This window comes from Pseudomonas sp. PARCl1, from assembly GCF_947311875.1.
Classification (GTDB): domain Bacteria; phylum Pseudomonadota; class Gammaproteobacteria; order Pseudomonadales; family Pseudomonadaceae; genus Aquipseudomonas; species Aquipseudomonas juntendi.
This window is the reverse complement of record NZ_CAMZMX010000036.1, coordinates 21,780-36,806: the sequence shown is the minus strand read 5'-3', so window position 1 is coordinate 36,806 and position 15,027 is coordinate 21,780. Positions and strand designations below refer to the sequence as shown.

The following is a 15,027-nucleotide window of genomic DNA, read 5'->3' as shown; positions in this document are numbered from 1 at the left end:
AAACTGACATGCAACTTAATGTAAATGACGCTCAGGCGATCGAAGTTTCCGAACTGACTTTCGGTGGCGAATTCAACGAGACGCTGGTTCACCAAGCAGTCGTGGCCTACATGGCTGGCGGCCGTCAGGGTACCAAGCAGCAGAAGACCCGTTCTGACGTGGCTGGTGGCGGTAAGCGCCCATGGCGTCAGAAGGGTACTGGCCGTGCTCGTGCTGGTACCACTCGTGGTCCGATCTGGCGTGGCGGTGGTGTAACCTTCGCAGCTCGCCCTCAAGATCACTCGCAGAAGCTCAACAAGAAGATGTACCGCGCAGCACTGCGCTCCATCCTCGCTGAGCTGGTGCGTAGCGACCGTCTGGTCGTGGTTCAGGACTTCGCTGTTGAAGCGCCAAAAACCAAAGATCTGCTGAACAAGCTGAACGGCATGGGTCTGAGCGATGTTTTGATCGTTTCCGACGCTGTTGATCAGAACCTGTACCTGGCTGCTCGTAACCTGCCGCACGTCGATGTACGTGACGTACAAGGTTCCGACCCGGTCAGTCTGATCGCATACGAGAAAGTGTTGATCACTGTCTCGGCCGTGAAGAAATTCGAGGAGCTGCTGGGATGAACCAGGAACGCGTATTCAAAGTCCTCCTTGGCCCGCACGTTTCCGAGAAGGCTACCGTTCTGGCTGAGAAAAAAGGCCAGTTCGTATTCAAGGTTGCTACCGATGCAACCAAGCTGGAAATCAAGAAAGCTGTCGAAGGCCTGTTCAACGTAAAAGTTGAAAACGTGTCGACTGTTAACGTTCTGGGTAAAACCAAGCGTACCGCACGTGGTCTGGGCAAGCGTAATGACTGGAAGAAGGCGATCGTCTCCCTTCAGCCAGGCCAAGATCTCGATTTCAGCAGCAGTGCTGAGTAAGGAAGGGGTGCATCATGGCAATCGTTAAATGCAAACCGACTTCCCCTGGCCGCCGTTTCGTGGTCAAGGTGGTCAACAAGGAGCTGCACAAAGGCGCTCCTCACGCACCGCTGATCGAGAAAAAATCGAAGTCTGGTGGTCGTAACAACAATGGCCGCATTACCACTCGTCACGTTGGTGGTGGTCATAAGCAGCATTACCGTCTGGTCGACTTCCGTCGCAACGACAAAGATGGCATTCCAGCCACTGTCGAGCGTATCGAATACGACCCGAACCGTACTGCTCACATCGCCCTGCTGTGCTACGCAGACGGTGAGCGTCGCTACATCATCGCCCCTAAAGGCGTGAGCGCTGGCGACCAGCTGATCGCAGGTGCACTGGCCCCAATCAAGGCCGGTAACTCCCTGCAGCTGCGCAACATTCCAGTAGGTAGCACCATCCACGGCATCGAACTGAAGCCGGGTAAAGGTGCACAGATCGCTCGTTCCGCTGGTGCTTCGGCTCAGCTGATCGCTCGCGAAGGTGTCTACGTGACCCTGCGTCTGCGCTCTGGTGAAATGCGTAAAGTCCTGGCTGAGTGCCGTGCGACCCTGGGCGAAGTCTCGAACTCCGAGCACAGCCTGCGTTCGCTGGGTAAAGCTGGTGCCAAACGCTGGCGCGGCGTTCGCCCAACCGTTCGTGGTGTTGCCATGAACCCGGTTGACCACCCACACGGTGGTGGTGAAGGTCGTACCTCCGGTGGTCGTCATCCGGTATCGCCATGGGGCTTCCCAACCAAGGGTGCTAAAACCCGTGGTAATAAGCGTACCGACAACATGATCGTCCGTCGTCGCAAGTAACTAGAGGGATACGACAGTGCCACGTTCTCTGAAAAAAGGTCCTTTTATCGATCTTCACCTGCTGAAGAAGGTCGAAGTGGCGGTGGAGAAGAATGATCGCAAGCCAGTTAAAACCTGGTCGCGTCGTTCGATGATCCTGCCACAAATGGTCGGTCTGACCATCGCGGTACACAACGGTCGTCAACATGTCCCAGTTCTGGTGAACGAAGACATGGTCGGCCACAAACTGGGCGAGTTCGCCGGTACCCGCACCTATCGCGGGCACGTGGCTGACAAGAAAGCCAAGCGTTAAGGGGTAAGGAAATGGAAGTAGCCGCTAAGTTGTCGGGCGCTCGAATCTCCGCCCAGAAAGCCCGCTTGGTCGCCGACCAGATCCGCGGGAAGAAGGTGGGCGAAGCGCTCAACCTGTTGGCCTTCAGCAGCAAAAAAGCTGCTGAAATCATGAAGAAAGTCCTCGAGTCGGCCGTAGCCAACGCCGAACACAACGAAGGCGCAGACGTTGATGACCTGAAGGTCTCCACCGTCTTCGTCAACGAAGGGCGTTCGCTGAAGCGCATCATGCCACGTGCCAAAGGCCGTGCTGATCGCATCGTCAAGCGGTCTTGCCATATCACTGTCAAGGTTGCGGACAAGTAACGGAGTCGATCAGATGGGTCAGAAAGTACATCCCACTGGCATTCGCCTGGGAATCGTCAAGGAGCACACCTCCGTCTGGTACGCAGACGGTGCTACTTACGCAGATTACCTGTTGAAGGATCTGAAAACGCGTGAGTACCTCCAAGACAAACTAAAAAGCGCGTCCGTAAGCCGTATCGATATTCATCGTCCGGCTCAAACTGCACGCATCACCATCCACACCGCTCGTCCAGGTATCGTTATCGGGAAGAAAGGTGAAGATGTCGAGAAGCTGCGTCAGGACCTGACCAAGCAGATGGGTGTGCCTGTGCACATCAACATCGAAGAGATCCGCAAGCCGGAACTCGACGCTATGCTGGTTGCGCAGAGCGTAGCTCAGCAGCTGGAACGCCGCGTAATGTTCCGTCGCGCCATGAAGCGCGCCGTACAGAACGCCATGCGTATTGGTGCCAAGGGCATCAAGATCCAGGTGAGCGGTCGTCTCGGCGGTGCTGAGATTGCTCGTACCGAGTGGTATCGCGAAGGTCGTGTGCCACTGCACACCCTGCGTGCCGATATCGACTACAACACCTACGAAGCTCACACCACTTACGGTGTGATCGGTGTGAAGGTTTGGATCTTCAAAGGCGAAGTTATTGGTGGTCGCCAAGAAGAACTGAAACCACAAGCACCAGCGCCTCGTAAAAAAGCTGCTAAGTAAGGGGTACGCCAAATGTTGCAACCAAAGCGTACAAAATTCCGCAAGCAGATGACTGGCCACAACCGTGGTCTGGCACTGCGCGGTAGCAAAGTCAGCTTCGGCGAATTCGCCCTGAAAGCTGTTGCTCGCGGTCGCCTCACCGCTCGCCAGATCGAGTCCGCACGTCGTGCGCTGACCCGTCACGTTAAGCGTGGCGGCAAGATCTGGATCCGTGTGTTCCCGGACAAGCCGATCTCCAAGAAGCCTCTCGAGGTTCGTATGGGTAAAGGTAAGGGTTCCGTGGAGTACTGGGTTGCCCAGATCCAGCCAGGCAAAGTCCTGTACGAGATCGAGGGTGTTTCTGAAGAGCTGGCGCGCGAAGCTTTCGCCCTGGCTGCTGCAAAGCTGCCTCTCGCCACCTCCTTTGTTAAGCGGACGGTGATGTGATGAAAGCGAATGAACTTCGTGAAAAATCGGCACAGCAACTGAACGAGCAACTGCTCGGCTTGCTGCGCGACCAGTTCAATCTGCGTATGCAGAAAGCAACTGGCCAGTTGGGGCAGTCGCACCTGCTCTCGCAAGTTAAGCGTGACATCGCTCGCGTGAAAACTGTGCTCAACCAGCAGGCAGGTAAGTGATCATGGCTGAAGCTGAAAAAACCGTCCGTACGCTGACTGGCCGTGTCGTCAGCGACAAAATGGACAAGACCATCACCGTTCTGATCGAGCGTCGCGTCAAGCACCCGATCTACGGTAAATACGTTAAGCGTTCGACTAAGCTGCACGCGCACGACGAAACCAACCAGTGCAAAATCGGCGACAAGGTTTCCATTACCGAAACCCGTCCGCTGGCCAAGACCAAGTCCTGGGCACTGGTTGAAGTCCTCGAACGCGCTGTTGAAGTCTAAGGGCTAGGGGTCGGAGAAATTTTATGATTCAGACTCAATCCATGCTCGATGTGGCCGATAACAGCGGCGCTCGTCGCGTCATGTGCATCAAGGTGCTCGGCGGCTCGCATCGCCGTTACGCCGGCATCGGTGACATCATCAAAGTAACCGTCAAGGAAGCAATTCCGCGCGGTAAGGTCAAAAAAGGCCAGGTGATGACTGCTGTTGTCGTCCGTACCCGTCACGGTGTACGTCGCGCTGACGGTTCCATCATTCGTTTCGACGGCAACGCTGCTGTTCTGCTGAACACCAAGCAAGAGCCGATCGGCACTCGCATCTTCGGGCCAGTGACCCGTGAACTTCGTACCGAGAAGTTCATGAAGATCGTCTCGCTCGCCCCTGAAGTGCTGTAAGGAGATCCGACATGCAAAAGATTCGTCGTGACGACGAGATCATCGTGATCGCCGGCAAAGACAAAGGTAAGCGCGGTAAGGTGCTGAAGGTTCTGGCTGATGACCGTCTGGTCATCGGTGGCGTGAACCTGGTCAAGCGTCATACCAAGCCTAACCCGATGGCGGGCGTACAGGGCGGTATCGTCGAGAAAGAAGCGCCTCTGCACGCTTCCAACGTTGCCATCTTCAACGGTGAAACCAACAAGGCTGATCGCGTTGGCTTCAAAGTAGAAGACGGTAAAAAAATTCGTGTCTTCAAGTCGACCCAAAAAGCGGTTGATGCTTGAACACTGCTAGGTAGAAGACCATGGCACGACTGAAAGAGATTTACCGGAACGAAATCGCTCCTAAGCTTAAGGAAGAACTTAAGCTGTCGAACGTGATGGAAGTTCCGCGCGTTACCAAGATCACCCTGAACATGGGTCTGGGCGAAGCGATCGGCGACAAGAAAGTCATCGAGCACGCTGTTGCCGACCTGGAAAAGATCACCGGTCAAAAGCCGGTTGTGACTTTCGCTCGCAAGTCCATCGCTGGCTTCAAAGTCCGCGAAGGCTGGCCGATCGGCGTCAAGGTGACCCTGCGTAGCGACAAGATGTACGAATTCCTGGACCGCCTGCTGGCGATCTCCCTGCCTCGGGTCCGCGACTTCCGCGGCCTGAATGCCAAGTCCTTCGATGGCCGTGGCAACTACAGCATGGGCGTGAAAGAGCAGATCATCTTCCCGGAAATCGACTACGACAAGATCGATGCTCTGCGCGGTTTGGACATCACCCTGACCACCACTGCTCGTTCGGACGACGAAGGCCGCGCTCTGCTGCGTGCTTTCAAGTTCCCGTTCCGCAACTGATTGGAGTAGGAAAATGGCCAAGAAGAGCATGAAAAACCGCGAGCTGAAGCGTCAGCTCACGGTAGCCAAGTTCGCTAAGAAGCGTGCTGAACTGAAAGCGACCATCGTCAACGTCAACGCCTCTCCTGAAGAGCGTTTCGCTGCCGTAGTCGCTCTGCAGAAGCAGCCACGCGACGCTAGCGCTTCGCGCCTGCGCAACCGTTGCCGCCTGACCGGTCGTCCTCACGGTGTATACCGTAAGTTCGGCCTGGGCCGTAACATGCTGCGTCAAGCTGCAATGCGCGGTGACGTACCAGGTCTGGTCAAGGCCTCCTGGTAATCGCTGCAGGCAAGATCCCGGCGCAAGGGGAGCAATCTTCCGACCGCCGGTGACCTTGCCATCAAACAAGCCCCTACATGGGGCTTGTTTCGTTTCTACCTTGTGTCTAGAATGACCGGCTCACCTGAGCCTGGGGTTTTCCCCTGCCTGTTCGGGTGGTTGTGATAGCCGCAAGGCTAATAATTCTTGTATCAGGAGCATCTAGCCCATGAGTATGCAGGACCCGTTAGCGGACATGCTAACTCGCATCCGTAATGCCCAGATGGCTGAAAAGTCCGTCGTAAGCATGCCTTCCTCCACCCTGAAGGTCGCGGTTGCCAAAGTTCTGAAAGACGAAGGTTACATCGCTGGCTACCAGGTAACTGGTGAGGCCAAGCCTTCCCTGTCGATCGAACTGAAGTATTTCGAAGGCCGTCCGGTCATCGAAGAACTGAAACGCTCCAGCCGTCCAGGCCTGCGCCAGTACAAGTCCGTCGCAGAGCTGCCGAAAGTACGTGGCGGTCTGGGCGTGTCTATCGTCTCCACCAACAAAGGTGTGATGACTGATCGCGCTGCGCGCGCTGCCGGTGTCGGCGGCGAAGTTCTGTGCACAGTGTTCTAAGGGGAGATAGGCATGTCTCGCGTCGCTAAGAACCCCGTTAAGCTGCCAGCAGGCGTCGAAGTCAAATTCGCCGGCCAGCAGCTTTCGGTGAAGGGTGCCAAAGGCACTCTCGAACTGAACGTTCACTCGTCTGTTGAAGTTACCGAAGAATCTGGCGAGCTGCGTTTCGTCGCTCGCAACGGTGACCAGCAAGCTCGCGCCATGGCCGGTACCACCCGCGCTCTGGTGAACAACATGGTCCAAGGCGTAAGCCAAGGCTTCGAGCGCAAGCTCCAGCTGGTCGGTGTTGGTTACAAGGCACAGGCTAAAGGCACCGTCCTGAACCTGGCTCTGGGCTTCTCGCACCCAGTGGACTACGAACTGCCAGCCGGTATCACCGCTGAAACCCCAAGCCAGACCGACATCCTGATCAAGGGTATCGACAAGCAGCTGGTGGGTCAGGTGGCCGCTGAAATCCGCGACTTCCGTCCGCCAGAGCCTTACAAAGGTAAAGGTGTGCGTTACGCGGACGAAGTAGTCCGTCGTAAAGAAGCCAAGAAGAAGTAGGGCCTAGTAAATGACCGACAAAAAAGTTATTCGACTGCGTCGCGCTCGCAAAGCACGTCTCAAGATGCACGAACTCGAAGTCGTGCGCCTGTGCGTGTTCCGCTCCTCGCAGCACATCTACGCCCAGGTCATTTCGGCCGACGGCAGCAAGGTTCTGGCAAGCGCCTCGACCTTGGACAAAGAACTGCGTGATGGCGCCACTGGCAACATCGACGCGGCCACTAAGGTTGGCAAGCTGGTAGCTGAGCGTGCGAAAGCCGCCGGTGTATCTCAAGTTGCCTTTGACCGTTCCGGCTTCAAGTACCATGGCCGCGTCAAAGCGCTGGCTGATGCTGCTCGTGAAGGCGGGCTGGAGTTCTAAGTTATGGCAAATAACGATCAAAAGCGCGACGAAGGCTACATCGAGAAGCTGGTTCAAGTTAACCGCGTTGCCAAAACCGTAAAAGGCGGCCGTATCTTCACCTTCACCGCGTTGACCGTGGTAGGTGATGGTAAAGGTCGTGTCGGCTTCGGCCGTGGCAAATCGCGCGAAGTGCCAGCCGCGATCCAGAAAGCCATGGAAGCTGCCCGTCGCAACATGATCCAGGTTGACCTGAAGGGCACTACCCTGCAGTACGCCACCAAGGCTGCCCACGGCGCCTCGAAGGTTTACATGCAGCCTGCTTCGGAAGGTACCGGTATCATCGCCGGTGGCGCAATGCGTGCTGTCCTGGAAGTTGCTGGTGTTCAGAACGTTCTGGCCAAGTGCTACGGTTCGACCAACCCAGTGAACGTGGTTTACGCCACCTTCAAGGGTCTGAAAGCCATGCAATCTCCTGAATCCATTGCTGCCAAGCGCGGCAAGAGCGTCGAGGAGATCTTCTGATCATGGCAACCGTAAAAGTAACGCTGATCAAGAGCGTCTCGGGCCGTCTGCCTAACCACAAACTGTGTGTTAAAGGCCTGGGTCTGCGTCGCATCGGTCACACTGTAGAAGTCCAGGATACTCCCGAGAACCGCGGGATGATCAACAAGGCTTACTACATGCTGAAGGTCGAGGGCTAATCGATGAAACTCAATGATCTGAGTCCAGCGCCGGGTTCCCGTCGCGAGAAGCATCGTCCAGGTCGTGGTATCGGTAGCGGTCTGGGTAAGACCGGCGGCCGTGGCCACAAAGGTCAGACTTCCCGTTCGGGTGGTTCGATCGCTCCTGGCTTCGAAGGCGGTCAACAGCCGCTGCACCGTCGTCTGCCGAAGTTCGGCTTCGTTTCCCTGAAAGCCATGGACCGCGCTGAAGTGCGTCTGTCCGAGCTGGCCAAAGTGGAAGGCGACGTGATCTCCGTGCAATCCCTGAAGGATGCCAACGTGATCAACCAGCACATTCAGCGTGTGAAAATCATGCTGTCTGGCGAAGTTACTCGCGCAGTCACCATCAAGGGTATCGCAGCCACCAAGGGTGCGCGTGCGGCTATCGAAGCAGCTGGCGGCAAATTCGAGGAATAAATGGCTAAGCAAGGTGCTCTCTCTTCGCTCGGTAAGGGCGGGATGTCGGAACTCTGGGCTCGTCTGCGCTTTCTGTTCATGGCGATCATCGTCTATCGGATAGGCGCACATATCCCGGTGCCTGGCATCAATCCGGACCGTCTGGCGGATCTGTTTCGGCAGAATGAGGGGACCATTCTTAGCTTGTTCAACATGTTTTCCGGTGGCGCGCTCGAGCGCATGAGCATCTTTGCACTGGGGATCATGCCGTACATCTCGGCATCGATCATCATGCAGCTGATGACTGCGGTCAGCCCGCAACTGGAGCAGTTGAAGAAGGAAGGTGAAGCTGGCCGTCGCAAGATCAGCCAGTACACCCGCTACGGCACCGTTATCCTGGCACTGGTTCAAGCCATTGGCATGTCCATTGGCCTGGCCAACCAGGGCGTGGCGTTTTCTGTAGGCCTGGGCTTCCATGTCGTCGCCGTCTCCACCTTCGTGGCGGGCGCGATGTTCATGATGTGGCTGGGCGAGCAGATCACCGAGCGCGGTGTGGGCAACGGTATCTCGATGTTGATCTTCGCGGGTATCGTTGCCGGTCTTCCGAGAGCAATCGGGCAGTCTTTCGAGTCTGCACGCACAGGCGATATCAACATTTTCGCCCTGGTCGCAATCGGTTTGCTGGCAGTAGCGATTATCGGTTTCGTGGTGTTCATTGAGCGTGGTCAGCGTCGTATCGCCGTTCACTACGCCAAGCGTCAGCAGGGCCGCAAGGTCTTCGCTGCGCAGACCAGCCACTTGCCGTTGAAGGTGAACATGGCGGGGGTTATCCCGGCCATTTTCGCGAGCAGCATTTTGCTGTTCCCGGCTTCGCTGGGTGCCTGGTTCGGTCAGTCCGAAGGTATGGGCTGGCTGCAGGACATCTCGCAGTCGATCGCTCCTGGTCAGCCGTTGAACATTCTGCTGTTTAGTGCAGGGATCATTTTCTTCTGCTTCTTCTACACAGCGTTGATGTTCAACCCGAAAGACGTAGCGGAAAACCTGAAGAAGTCCGGTGCCTTTATTCCGGGTATCCGTCCTGGTGAGCAGTCGGCACGCTACATTGATGGCGTACTGACCCGTTTGACCATGTTCGGTGCTCTTTACATGATGGCCGTCTGCCTTCTGCCCCAGTTCCTGGTGGTGGCAGCAAATGTGCCGTTCTACCTTGGCGGGACCTCGTTGCTGATTGTGGTAGTGGTTGTGATGGACTTCATGTCCCAAGTACAATCGCACCTCGTTTCGCACCAGTACGAATCCCTGATGAAGAAAGCCAACCTGAAAGGCTACGGTGGCAGCGGCCTGCTGCGCTGATACGCCCCTAAGGTTCGAGGAGTCGGTAATGAAAGTTCGTGCATCGGTGAAAAAGCTGTGCCGTAACTGCAAGATCATCCGTCGCGAAGGCGTCGTACGAGTGATCTGCAGCGCGGAACCGCGTCACAAACAGCGCCAAGGCTGAGTGTGATCTGCGCTTCAAACCCAGCAGCTAGTGTGCTGCTGGGTTGATTATTCGTTTCTACAGCGATATTATCTCGCGCCCTATTTCTTGGCTTCCGGGGCGTAGGTAGCTGTCAATTGGAGTCCCACTGAATGGCCCGTATTGCAGGCGTCAACATTCCAGATAACAAGCATACTGTTATCTCGCTGACCTACATCTATGGTGTCGGTCGCACAACTGCACAGAAGATCTGTGTAGACGCTGGTGTAAATCCAGCCGCAAAGATCAAGGATCTGAGCGACGAGCAAATCGAAACCCTGCGTGGCGAAGTCGCGAAGTTCACCACTGAAGGTGACCTGCGTCGTGACGTCAACATGAAGATCAAGCGCTTGATGGACCTGGGTTGCTACCGCGGCCTGCGTCATCGTAAAGGTCTGCCGGTTCGCGGTCAGCGCACCAAGACCAACGCACGCACCCGTAAGGGCCCGCGTAAGCCGATCCGCAAGTAATCGCCCAGGAATATAGACATGGCAAAACCTGCTGCTCGTCCTCGTAAAAAAGTTAAAAAGACAGTGGTTGATGGCATCGCCCACATCCATGCATCTTTCAACAACACCATCGTGACCATCACCGACCGTCAGGGCAATGCTTTGTCCTGGGCGACCTCCGGTGGTTCGGGTTTCCGTGGTTCGCGCAAATCCACCCCGTTCGCAGCTCAGATTGCTGCTGAGCGTGCTGGTCAAGCTGCGCTGGAATACGGTCTGAAAAACCTCGACGTAAACGTCAAGGGTCCAGGTCCAGGTCGTGAGTCCGCCGTTCGTGCATTGAACAGCTGCGGCTACAAGATCGCCAGCATCACCGACGTGACGCCTATCCCGCACAACGGGTGCCGTCCGCCGAAGAAGCGTCGCGTGTAATCAGGAGACAGAAGAATGGCACGTTACATTGGTCCAAAATGCAAACTGTCTCGTCGTGAAGGCACTGACCTGTTCCTGAAGAGCGGCGTTCGCGCTCTGGAATCGAAGTGCAACATCGAAGCAGCCCCAGGTATCCACGGCCAGCGCCGTGGCCGTCAGTCCGACTACGGCACCCAGCTGCGTGAGAAACAAAAAGTTCGTCGTATCTACGGTGTTCTGGAGCGTCAGTTCCGCGGTTACTACCAAGCTGCTGCCTCGAAAAAAGGCGCAACCGGTGAGAACCTGCTGCAACTGCTCGAGTGCCGTCTGGATAACGTCGTTTACCGTATGGGCTTCGGCTCGACTCGTTCCGAGTCCCGTCAGCTGGTTTCGCACAAAGCGATCAGCGTCAACGGTAAGACTGTAAACATTCCATCCTACCAAGTTCGTCCGGGTGACGTGGTCGCGGTTCGCGAGAAGTCGCTGAGCCAGCTGCGCATTGTTCAAGCCCTTGAACTCTGCGCCCAGCGTGGCCGCGTTGAGTGGGTTGACGTGGATGCTGCCAAAAAGTCGGGCGTTTTCAAGAACGTTCCTGCTCGCAGCGACCTGTCTGCCGACATCAACGAGAACCTGATTGTCGAGCTCTACTCCAAGTAAGGGCTAGAAAATAGGTGCATCCATGCAGATTTCGGTAAATGAGTTCCTGACTCCCCGCCATATTGATGTGCAGGTAGTCAGTCCGACCCGCGCCAAGATTACGCTCGAGCCTCTCGAGCGTGGTTTCGGCCATACCCTGGGCAACGCGCTGCGCCGCATCCTGTTGTCCTCCATGCCTGGCTGTGCAGTAGTCGAGGCCGAGATCGATGGCGTACTCCATGAGTACTCCGCGATCGAAGGTGTTCAGGAAGACGTCATTGAAATCCTGTTGAACCTGAAAGGCCTGGCTATCAAACTGCACGGTCGTGACGAAGTTACGCTGACCTTGTCGAAAAAGGGTTCGGGGGTGGTTACCGCTGCCGATATTCAGCTGGATCACGATGTCGAGATCGTCAACCCCGATCACGTAATCGCGAACCTGGCGTCGAACGGCGCCCTGAACATGAAGCTCACTGTAGCTCGTGGTCGTGGTTACGAGCCGGCCGACTCCCGTCAAACCGACGAAGACGAAAGCCGTAGCATTGGCCGTCTGCAGTTGGACGCTTCGTTCAGCCCGGTGCGTCGTATCGCCTATGTGGTCGAGAACGCCCGTGTTGAACAGCGTACCAACCTGGACAAACTGGTCATTGATCTGGAAACCAACGGCACCCTGGACCCTGAAGAGGCTATCCGCCGCGCTGCGACCATCCTGCAACAGCAGCTGGCCGCGTTCGTCGACCTCAAAGGTGACAGCGAGCCTGTCGTAGTCGAGCAGGAAGACGAGATCGATCCGATCCTGCTGCGTCCGGTTGACGACCTGGAACTGACTGTACGTTCGGCCAACTGCCTGAAGGCGGAGAACATCTACTACATCGGCGACCTGATTCAGCGTACCGAAGTAGAGCTGTTGAAAACTCCTAACCTCGGCAAGAAGTCCCTGACTGAAATCAAGGACGTCCTGGCCTCTCGTGGTCTGTCTCTCGGCATGCGCCTCGACAACTGGCCGCCTGCAAGTCTTAAGAAAGACGACAAGGCGACCGCCTGATCGTCGTAATCACCGAACGTAGTGTTTGGTAAGGAATGAATCATGCGTCATCGTAAAAGTGGACGTCACCTGAGCCGTACCAGCTCTCACCGCAAGGCTATGTTCCAGAACATGGCAGTGTCGTTGATCGAGCACGAGCTGATCAAAACCACCCTGCCGAAAGCCAAGGAACTGCGCCGCGTTGCCGAGCCGCTGATCACCCTGGCCAAGGAAGACAGCGTTGCTAACCGTCGTCTGGCCTTCGACCGTACCCGTTCGAAGTCCGCTGTTGGCAAACTGTTCAACGACCTGGGCAAGCGCTACGCCACCCGTCAGGGCGGCTACCTGCGCATCCTGAAGTGCGGTTTCCGCGCTGGCGACAACGCGCCTATGGCGTACGTCGAGCTGGTTGATCGTCCTGTCGGCGGTGCTGTAGAAGCTGCTGAGTAAGACGTTCTGTCTGCTACAAAGAACCGGGCCTAGTGCCCGGTTTTTTGTGGCTGCAACTATTGTTTATTTCTATTGATACAAGTCATCTAATGAATTTGTTCTCGTAGTCCGGCTCATCGATACTCTCCCCATAGCCGATCAGCCGGCGTTCCAAGACCGATAAGGAGAGCCCATGAGCAAGACTCTTACCACCGCCAGCGGTGCACCAGTAGCCGACAACCAGAACTCCCGCTCCGCCGGCCCACGTGGCCCATTGTTGCTCGACGACTTCCACCTCATCGAGAAGCTCGCCCATTTCAATCGCGAGAACATTCCGGAGCGCCGCGTACACGCCAAGGGTTCGGGTGCGTACGGCACCTTCACCGTCACCCGCGATATAACGGCCTACACCAGCGCCAAGCTTTTCGGCGCAATCGGCAAGCAAACCGAAACCTTCCTGCGTTTTTCCACCGTCGGTGGCGAGCGTGGTTCAGCCGATACCGAGCGTGACCCGCGTGGCTTCGCTGTAAAGTTTTATACCGAAGAAGGCAACTGGGACATTGTGGGCAACAACACCCCCGTGTTCTTCATTCGCGACCCGTTGAAGTTTCCGGACTTTATCCACACCCAGAAGCGCCACCCACAGACCAACCTCAAGAATGCCCAGATGATGTGGGACTTCTGGTCGCATTCGCCTGAAGCGCTGCATCAGGTCACCATTCTGTTCTCGGATAGAGGCATCCCTGATGGCTATCGCCATATGCACGGCTTTGGCAGCCACACCTACAGCCTGATCAACCAGAAAGGCGAGCGCACCTGGGTGAAGTGGCACTTCAAGACCCAGCAAGGCATCAAGAACCTCGCCCCCGCAGAAGCGGCACGCCTGGCCGGTACCGATCCGGACTATGCGCAGCGCGACTTGTTTGCAGCCATCGAGCGTGGTGACTACCCGCGTTGGACCGTGTGCATGCAGGTCATGAGCGAAGCGGAGGCGGCGAGCCGTAAGGAAAACCCGTTCGACGTCACCAAAACCTGGTCGCAGAAGGACTACCCGCTGATCGAGGTGGGGGTGCTGGAGCTTAACCGGAACCCGCTCAACTATTTCGCTGAAGTCGAGCAAGCAGCGTTTGGGCCTAGCAACATGGTGCCTGGCGTTGGTCTGTCACCCGACCGCATGCTGCAGGGCCGCGTATTCGCCTACGCTGACGCCCACCGCTACCGTGTCGGTACCAACCACCAGCAACTGCCGGTGAATGCACCGCGCTGCGCTGTGAACAGCTACCAGCGCGACGGCTCCATGGCGACCGGCAGTTATGGTGCGGCGCCGAATTACGAGCCTAACAGCTACGCCGACGCTCCCAAGCAGTCACCGCGTCACGCTGAACCTGCACTGGCGCTCACCGGTGCAGCGGACCGCCATGATCACCGTGAGGACAACGACTACTACAGCCACGCCGGCGCGCTGTTCCGCTTGATGAGCAACGAGCAGAAGGCGCTGCTGATCAGCAACATCGCCGGGGCGATGGCAGGGGTCAGTGACGATGTCATCCAGCGCCAGTTGCAGTATTTCTTCATGGCTGACCCGGCCTATGGCGAAGGTATCGCCAAGGCGTTGGGCGTGAATCTCGCTTAACTCGAAGTGATAAGAAGAACCGCCCTCATTTGGGCGGTTTTTCAATGAATATCACTACTGTTTAGCCGATTTTTTGCCCGGATTGCGCCTTTTCCAGTGACCTTCGGCAAAAGCTGGTTCACACTATGCGGCATAGAAGCTTCCACATGGAGAAACAGGGCGATGCAAGGCCATCCGGACGTAATCAACTACCTCGTCACGCTGCTGAAGGGCGAACTGGCGGCACGCGACCAGTACTTCATTCATTCGCGCATGTACGAAGACTGGGGCCTGTCCAAACTCTACGAGCGCATCAACCACGAGATGGAAGAAGAGGCGCAACACGCTGATGCGCTGATGCGTCGTATCCTCATGCTGGAAGGTACGCCTGACATGCGTGCAGACGACCTGGAAGTCGGCAGCACCGTGCCGGAAATGATCGAAGCCGACCTCAAGCTTGAATACAAAGTGCGCGCTGCGTTGTGCAAAGGCATCGAGTTGTGCGAATTGCACAAGGACTATGTCAGCCGCGACATTCTGCGTGCGCAGTTGGCCGACACTGAAGAAGATCATACCTACTGGCTGGAAAAGCAGCAGGGGCTGATCAAGGCCATTGGCCTGGAGAACTACCTGCAATCGCAGATGTAGTAGCCGGGGGGCTGCTTTGCAGCCCATCGCGACACAAGGCCGCCCCTACAGGCGAGAGCGCAACCCAAAGGTTCATGCGATCGCCTGTAGGGGCGGCCTTGTGTCGCGATGGGGCGCAAAGCGCCCCCAAAT

The 15,027-nt window shown here is 56.6% G+C and carries 28 protein-coding genes; all 28 read left to right on the top strand.

The features are described 5' to 3' along the window. Window positions 1–8 precede the first annotated feature (8 nt). The 28 genes from rplD to bfr all read left to right on the top strand — a co-directional run bounded on the left by rplD (window position 9) and on the right by bfr (window position 14,895). Window positions 9–611 (top strand): 50S ribosomal protein L4, encoded by a 603-nt coding sequence (gene rplD, locus QME24_RS18030; protein WP_003255485.1) that lies wholly within the window; start codon window positions 9–11, stop codon window positions 609–611. Beyond that, on the top strand, window positions 608–907 hold the full coding sequence (gene rplW, locus QME24_RS18025) for a 50S ribosomal protein L23 (RefSeq protein ID WP_003255484.1): 300 nt from the start codon (window positions 608–610) through the stop codon (window positions 905–907). Before rplD ends, rplW begins: the two co-directional genes overlap by 4 nt. Window positions 908–921: 14 nt before the next feature. Then, window positions 922–1,746, top strand: coding sequence for a 50S ribosomal protein L2 (rplB, locus tag QME24_RS18020; protein ID WP_003255483.1), 825 nt, complete (start codon window positions 922–924; stop codon window positions 1,744–1,746). A gap of 16 nt (window positions 1,747–1,762) precedes the next feature. Beyond that, the gene (rpsS, locus tag QME24_RS18015; RefSeq protein WP_003255482.1) at window positions 1,763–2,038 is read left to right on the top strand and encodes a 30S ribosomal protein S19; all 276 of its coding nucleotides are present in this window, start codon (window positions 1,763–1,765) and stop codon (window positions 2,036–2,038) included. Between the two features lie 11 nt (window positions 2,039–2,049). Next, entirely contained in the window at window positions 2,050–2,382 is a 333-nt protein-coding gene (gene rplV, locus QME24_RS18010) for a 50S ribosomal protein L22 (protein WP_003103908.1), read from the top strand. 13 nt (window positions 2,383–2,395) lie between these two features. Further along, window positions 2,396–3,082 (top strand): 30S ribosomal protein S3, encoded by a 687-nt coding sequence (rpsC, locus tag QME24_RS18005; protein ID WP_003255481.1) that lies wholly within the window; start codon window positions 2,396–2,398, stop codon window positions 3,080–3,082. Between the two features lie 12 nt (window positions 3,083–3,094). After that, window positions 3,095–3,508, top strand: coding sequence for a 50S ribosomal protein L16 (gene rplP, locus QME24_RS18000; RefSeq protein WP_003255479.1), 414 nt, complete (start codon window positions 3,095–3,097; stop codon window positions 3,506–3,508). Then, on the top strand, window positions 3,508–3,699 hold the full coding sequence (gene rpmC / locus QME24_RS17995; protein ID WP_002555481.1) for a 50S ribosomal protein L29: 192 nt from the start codon (window positions 3,508–3,510) through the stop codon (window positions 3,697–3,699). Before rplP ends, rpmC begins: the two co-directional genes overlap by 1 nt. Before the next feature lie 2 nt (window positions 3,700–3,701). After that, window positions 3,702–3,968: a 30S ribosomal protein S17 gene (rpsQ, locus tag QME24_RS17990; RefSeq protein ID WP_023534981.1), complete on the top strand. Its 267-nt coding sequence runs from the start codon at window positions 3,702–3,704 to the stop codon at window positions 3,966–3,968. 23 nt (window positions 3,969–3,991) lie between these two features. Continuing rightward, window positions 3,992–4,360, top strand: a complete 369-nt coding sequence (rplN, locus tag QME24_RS17985) for a 50S ribosomal protein L14 (RefSeq protein WP_008089810.1) — start codon at window positions 3,992–3,994, stop codon at window positions 4,358–4,360. Window positions 4,361–4,371: 11 nt separating this feature from the next. Further along, window positions 4,372–4,686: a 50S ribosomal protein L24 gene (gene rplX, locus QME24_RS17980; protein WP_003255476.1), complete on the top strand. Its 315-nt coding sequence runs from the start codon at window positions 4,372–4,374 to the stop codon at window positions 4,684–4,686. A 20-nt stretch (window positions 4,687–4,706) separates the two neighbouring features. Next, window positions 4,707–5,246 (top strand): 50S ribosomal protein L5, encoded by a 540-nt coding sequence (gene rplE, locus QME24_RS17975; RefSeq protein ID WP_003255474.1) that lies wholly within the window; start codon window positions 4,707–4,709, stop codon window positions 5,244–5,246. A gap of 13 nt (window positions 5,247–5,259) precedes the next feature. Then, the gene (gene rpsN, locus QME24_RS17970) at window positions 5,260–5,565 is read left to right on the top strand and encodes a 30S ribosomal protein S14 (protein ID WP_009681970.1); all 306 of its coding nucleotides are present in this window, start codon (window positions 5,260–5,262) and stop codon (window positions 5,563–5,565) included. A 208-nt stretch (window positions 5,566–5,773) separates the two neighbouring features. Beyond that, entirely contained in the window at window positions 5,774–6,166 is a 393-nt protein-coding gene (rpsH, locus tag QME24_RS17965) for a 30S ribosomal protein S8 (RefSeq protein WP_009681971.1), read from the top strand. Between the two features lie 12 nt (window positions 6,167–6,178). Beyond that, window positions 6,179–6,712, top strand: a complete 534-nt coding sequence (rplF, locus tag QME24_RS17960) for a 50S ribosomal protein L6 (RefSeq protein WP_009681972.1) — start codon at window positions 6,179–6,181, stop codon at window positions 6,710–6,712. Window positions 6,713–6,722: 10 nt separating this feature from the next. Beyond that, window positions 6,723–7,073: a 50S ribosomal protein L18 gene (gene rplR, locus QME24_RS17955; protein WP_009681973.1), complete on the top strand. Its 351-nt coding sequence runs from the start codon at window positions 6,723–6,725 to the stop codon at window positions 7,071–7,073. 3 nt (window positions 7,074–7,076) lie between these two features. Beyond that, window positions 7,077–7,577 carry a 30S ribosomal protein S5 gene (gene rpsE, locus QME24_RS17950; RefSeq protein ID WP_003255465.1) on the top strand — a complete coding sequence of 167 codons (501 nt, stop codon included), beginning with the start codon at window positions 7,077–7,079 and terminating at the stop codon, window positions 7,575–7,577. Window positions 7,578–7,579: 2 nt separating this feature from the next. Beyond that, window positions 7,580–7,756 (top strand): 50S ribosomal protein L30, encoded by a 177-nt coding sequence (gene rpmD / locus QME24_RS17945; protein ID WP_003255463.1) that lies wholly within the window; start codon window positions 7,580–7,582, stop codon window positions 7,754–7,756. A 3-nt stretch (window positions 7,757–7,759) separates the two neighbouring features. Next, window positions 7,760–8,194: a 50S ribosomal protein L15 gene (gene rplO / locus QME24_RS17940; protein WP_003255461.1), complete on the top strand. Its 435-nt coding sequence runs from the start codon at window positions 7,760–7,762 to the stop codon at window positions 8,192–8,194. Then, window positions 8,195–9,526 (top strand): preprotein translocase subunit SecY, encoded by a 1,332-nt coding sequence (gene secY / locus QME24_RS17935; protein WP_003257108.1) that lies wholly within the window; start codon window positions 8,195–8,197, stop codon window positions 9,524–9,526. Window positions 9,527–9,554: 28 nt separating this feature from the next. Continuing rightward, window positions 9,555–9,671: a 50S ribosomal protein L36 gene (rpmJ, locus tag QME24_RS17930; protein WP_002555468.1), complete on the top strand. Its 117-nt coding sequence runs from the start codon at window positions 9,555–9,557 to the stop codon at window positions 9,669–9,671. A 131-nt stretch (window positions 9,672–9,802) separates the two neighbouring features. Then, window positions 9,803–10,159 carry a 30S ribosomal protein S13 gene (rpsM, locus tag QME24_RS17925; protein WP_009681976.1) on the top strand — a complete coding sequence of 119 codons (357 nt, stop codon included), beginning with the start codon at window positions 9,803–9,805 and terminating at the stop codon, window positions 10,157–10,159. 18 nt (window positions 10,160–10,177) lie between these two features. Continuing rightward, complete coding sequence (rpsK, locus tag QME24_RS17920) at window positions 10,178–10,567, top strand: 30S ribosomal protein S11 (RefSeq protein ID WP_003255454.1); 390 nt, start codon at window positions 10,178–10,180, stop codon at window positions 10,565–10,567. 15 nt (window positions 10,568–10,582) lie between these two features. Further along, window positions 10,583–11,203 (top strand): 30S ribosomal protein S4, encoded by a 621-nt coding sequence (gene rpsD, locus QME24_RS17915; RefSeq protein ID WP_009681977.1) that lies wholly within the window; start codon window positions 10,583–10,585, stop codon window positions 11,201–11,203. Between the two features lie 22 nt (window positions 11,204–11,225). Then, window positions 11,226–12,227 carry a DNA-directed RNA polymerase subunit alpha gene (gene rpoA, locus QME24_RS17910; RefSeq protein ID WP_003255452.1) on the top strand — a complete coding sequence of 334 codons (1,002 nt, stop codon included), beginning with the start codon at window positions 11,226–11,228 and terminating at the stop codon, window positions 12,225–12,227. Window positions 12,228–12,269: 42 nt separating this feature from the next. After that, complete coding sequence (rplQ, locus tag QME24_RS17905; RefSeq protein ID WP_003255451.1) at window positions 12,270–12,656, top strand: 50S ribosomal protein L17; 387 nt, start codon at window positions 12,270–12,272, stop codon at window positions 12,654–12,656. 172 nt (window positions 12,657–12,828) lie between these two features. Next, window positions 12,829–14,268, top strand: coding sequence for a catalase (locus QME24_RS17900; protein WP_192441559.1), 1,440 nt, complete (start codon window positions 12,829–12,831; stop codon window positions 14,266–14,268). Window positions 14,269–14,430: 162 nt separating this feature from the next. After that, entirely contained in the window at window positions 14,431–14,895 is a 465-nt protein-coding gene (gene bfr / locus QME24_RS17895) for a bacterioferritin (protein WP_009681979.1), read from the top strand. The last annotated feature ends 132 nt before the right edge of the window (window positions 14,896–15,027 follow it).

Excerpts from the sequence above, each read along its gene's own strand:
- rpmC (WP_002555481.1), top strand. The coding sequence starts at position 3,508 with ATGAAAGCGAATGAACTTCGTGAAAAATCGGCACAGCAACTGAACGAG.
- rplF (WP_009681972.1), top strand. The coding sequence starts at position 6,179 with ATGTCTCGCGTCGCTAAGAACCCCGTTAAGCTGCCAGCAGGCGTCGAA.
- rplB (WP_003255483.1), top strand. The coding sequence starts at position 922 with ATGGCAATCGTTAAATGCAAACCGACTTCCCCTGGCCGCCGTTTCGTG.
- secY (WP_003257108.1), top strand. The coding sequence starts at position 8,195 with ATGGCTAAGCAAGGTGCTCTCTCTTCGCTCGGTAAGGGCGGGATGTCG.
- rplE (WP_003255474.1), top strand. The coding sequence starts at position 4,707 with ATGGCACGACTGAAAGAGATTTACCGGAACGAAATCGCTCCTAAGCTT.
- rpoA (WP_003255452.1), top strand. The coding sequence starts at position 11,226 with ATGCAGATTTCGGTAAATGAGTTCCTGACTCCCCGCCATATTGATGTG.
- rplV (WP_003103908.1), top strand. The coding sequence starts at position 2,050 with ATGGAAGTAGCCGCTAAGTTGTCGGGCGCTCGAATCTCCGCCCAGAAA.
- rplR (WP_009681973.1), top strand. The coding sequence starts at position 6,723 with ATGACCGACAAAAAAGTTATTCGACTGCGTCGCGCTCGCAAAGCACGT.
- rpmJ (WP_002555468.1), top strand. The coding sequence starts at position 9,555 with ATGAAAGTTCGTGCATCGGTGAAAAAGCTGTGCCGTAACTGCAAGATC.
- rpmD (WP_003255463.1), top strand. The coding sequence starts at position 7,580 with ATGGCAACCGTAAAAGTAACGCTGATCAAGAGCGTCTCGGGCCGTCTG.
- rpsC (WP_003255481.1), top strand. The coding sequence starts at position 2,396 with ATGGGTCAGAAAGTACATCCCACTGGCATTCGCCTGGGAATCGTCAAG.
- rpsD (WP_009681977.1), top strand. The coding sequence starts at position 10,583 with ATGGCACGTTACATTGGTCCAAAATGCAAACTGTCTCGTCGTGAAGGC.
- rplN (WP_008089810.1), top strand. The coding sequence starts at position 3,992 with ATGATTCAGACTCAATCCATGCTCGATGTGGCCGATAACAGCGGCGCT.
- rpsK (WP_003255454.1), top strand. The coding sequence starts at position 10,178 with ATGGCAAAACCTGCTGCTCGTCCTCGTAAAAAAGTTAAAAAGACAGTG.
- rpsH (WP_009681971.1), top strand. The coding sequence starts at position 5,774 with ATGAGTATGCAGGACCCGTTAGCGGACATGCTAACTCGCATCCGTAAT.
- rplX (WP_003255476.1), top strand. The coding sequence starts at position 4,372 with ATGCAAAAGATTCGTCGTGACGACGAGATCATCGTGATCGCCGGCAAA.
- rpsM (WP_009681976.1), top strand. The coding sequence starts at position 9,803 with ATGGCCCGTATTGCAGGCGTCAACATTCCAGATAACAAGCATACTGTT.
- QME24_RS17900 (WP_192441559.1), top strand. The coding sequence starts at position 12,829 with ATGAGCAAGACTCTTACCACCGCCAGCGGTGCACCAGTAGCCGACAAC.
- rpsQ (WP_023534981.1), top strand. The coding sequence starts at position 3,702 with ATGGCTGAAGCTGAAAAAACCGTCCGTACGCTGACTGGCCGTGTCGTC.
- rplW (WP_003255484.1), top strand. The coding sequence starts at position 608 with ATGAACCAGGAACGCGTATTCAAAGTCCTCCTTGGCCCGCACGTTTCC.
- rplP (WP_003255479.1), top strand. The coding sequence starts at position 3,095 with ATGTTGCAACCAAAGCGTACAAAATTCCGCAAGCAGATGACTGGCCAC.
- bfr (WP_009681979.1), top strand. The coding sequence starts at position 14,431 with ATGCAAGGCCATCCGGACGTAATCAACTACCTCGTCACGCTGCTGAAG.
- rplO (WP_003255461.1), top strand. The coding sequence starts at position 7,760 with ATGAAACTCAATGATCTGAGTCCAGCGCCGGGTTCCCGTCGCGAGAAG.
- rpsN (WP_009681970.1), top strand. The coding sequence starts at position 5,260 with ATGGCCAAGAAGAGCATGAAAAACCGCGAGCTGAAGCGTCAGCTCACG.
- rplQ (WP_003255451.1), top strand. The coding sequence starts at position 12,270 with ATGCGTCATCGTAAAAGTGGACGTCACCTGAGCCGTACCAGCTCTCAC.
- rplD (WP_003255485.1), top strand. The coding sequence starts at position 9 with ATGCAACTTAATGTAAATGACGCTCAGGCGATCGAAGTTTCCGAACTG.
- rpsE (WP_003255465.1), top strand. The coding sequence starts at position 7,077 with ATGGCAAATAACGATCAAAAGCGCGACGAAGGCTACATCGAGAAGCTG.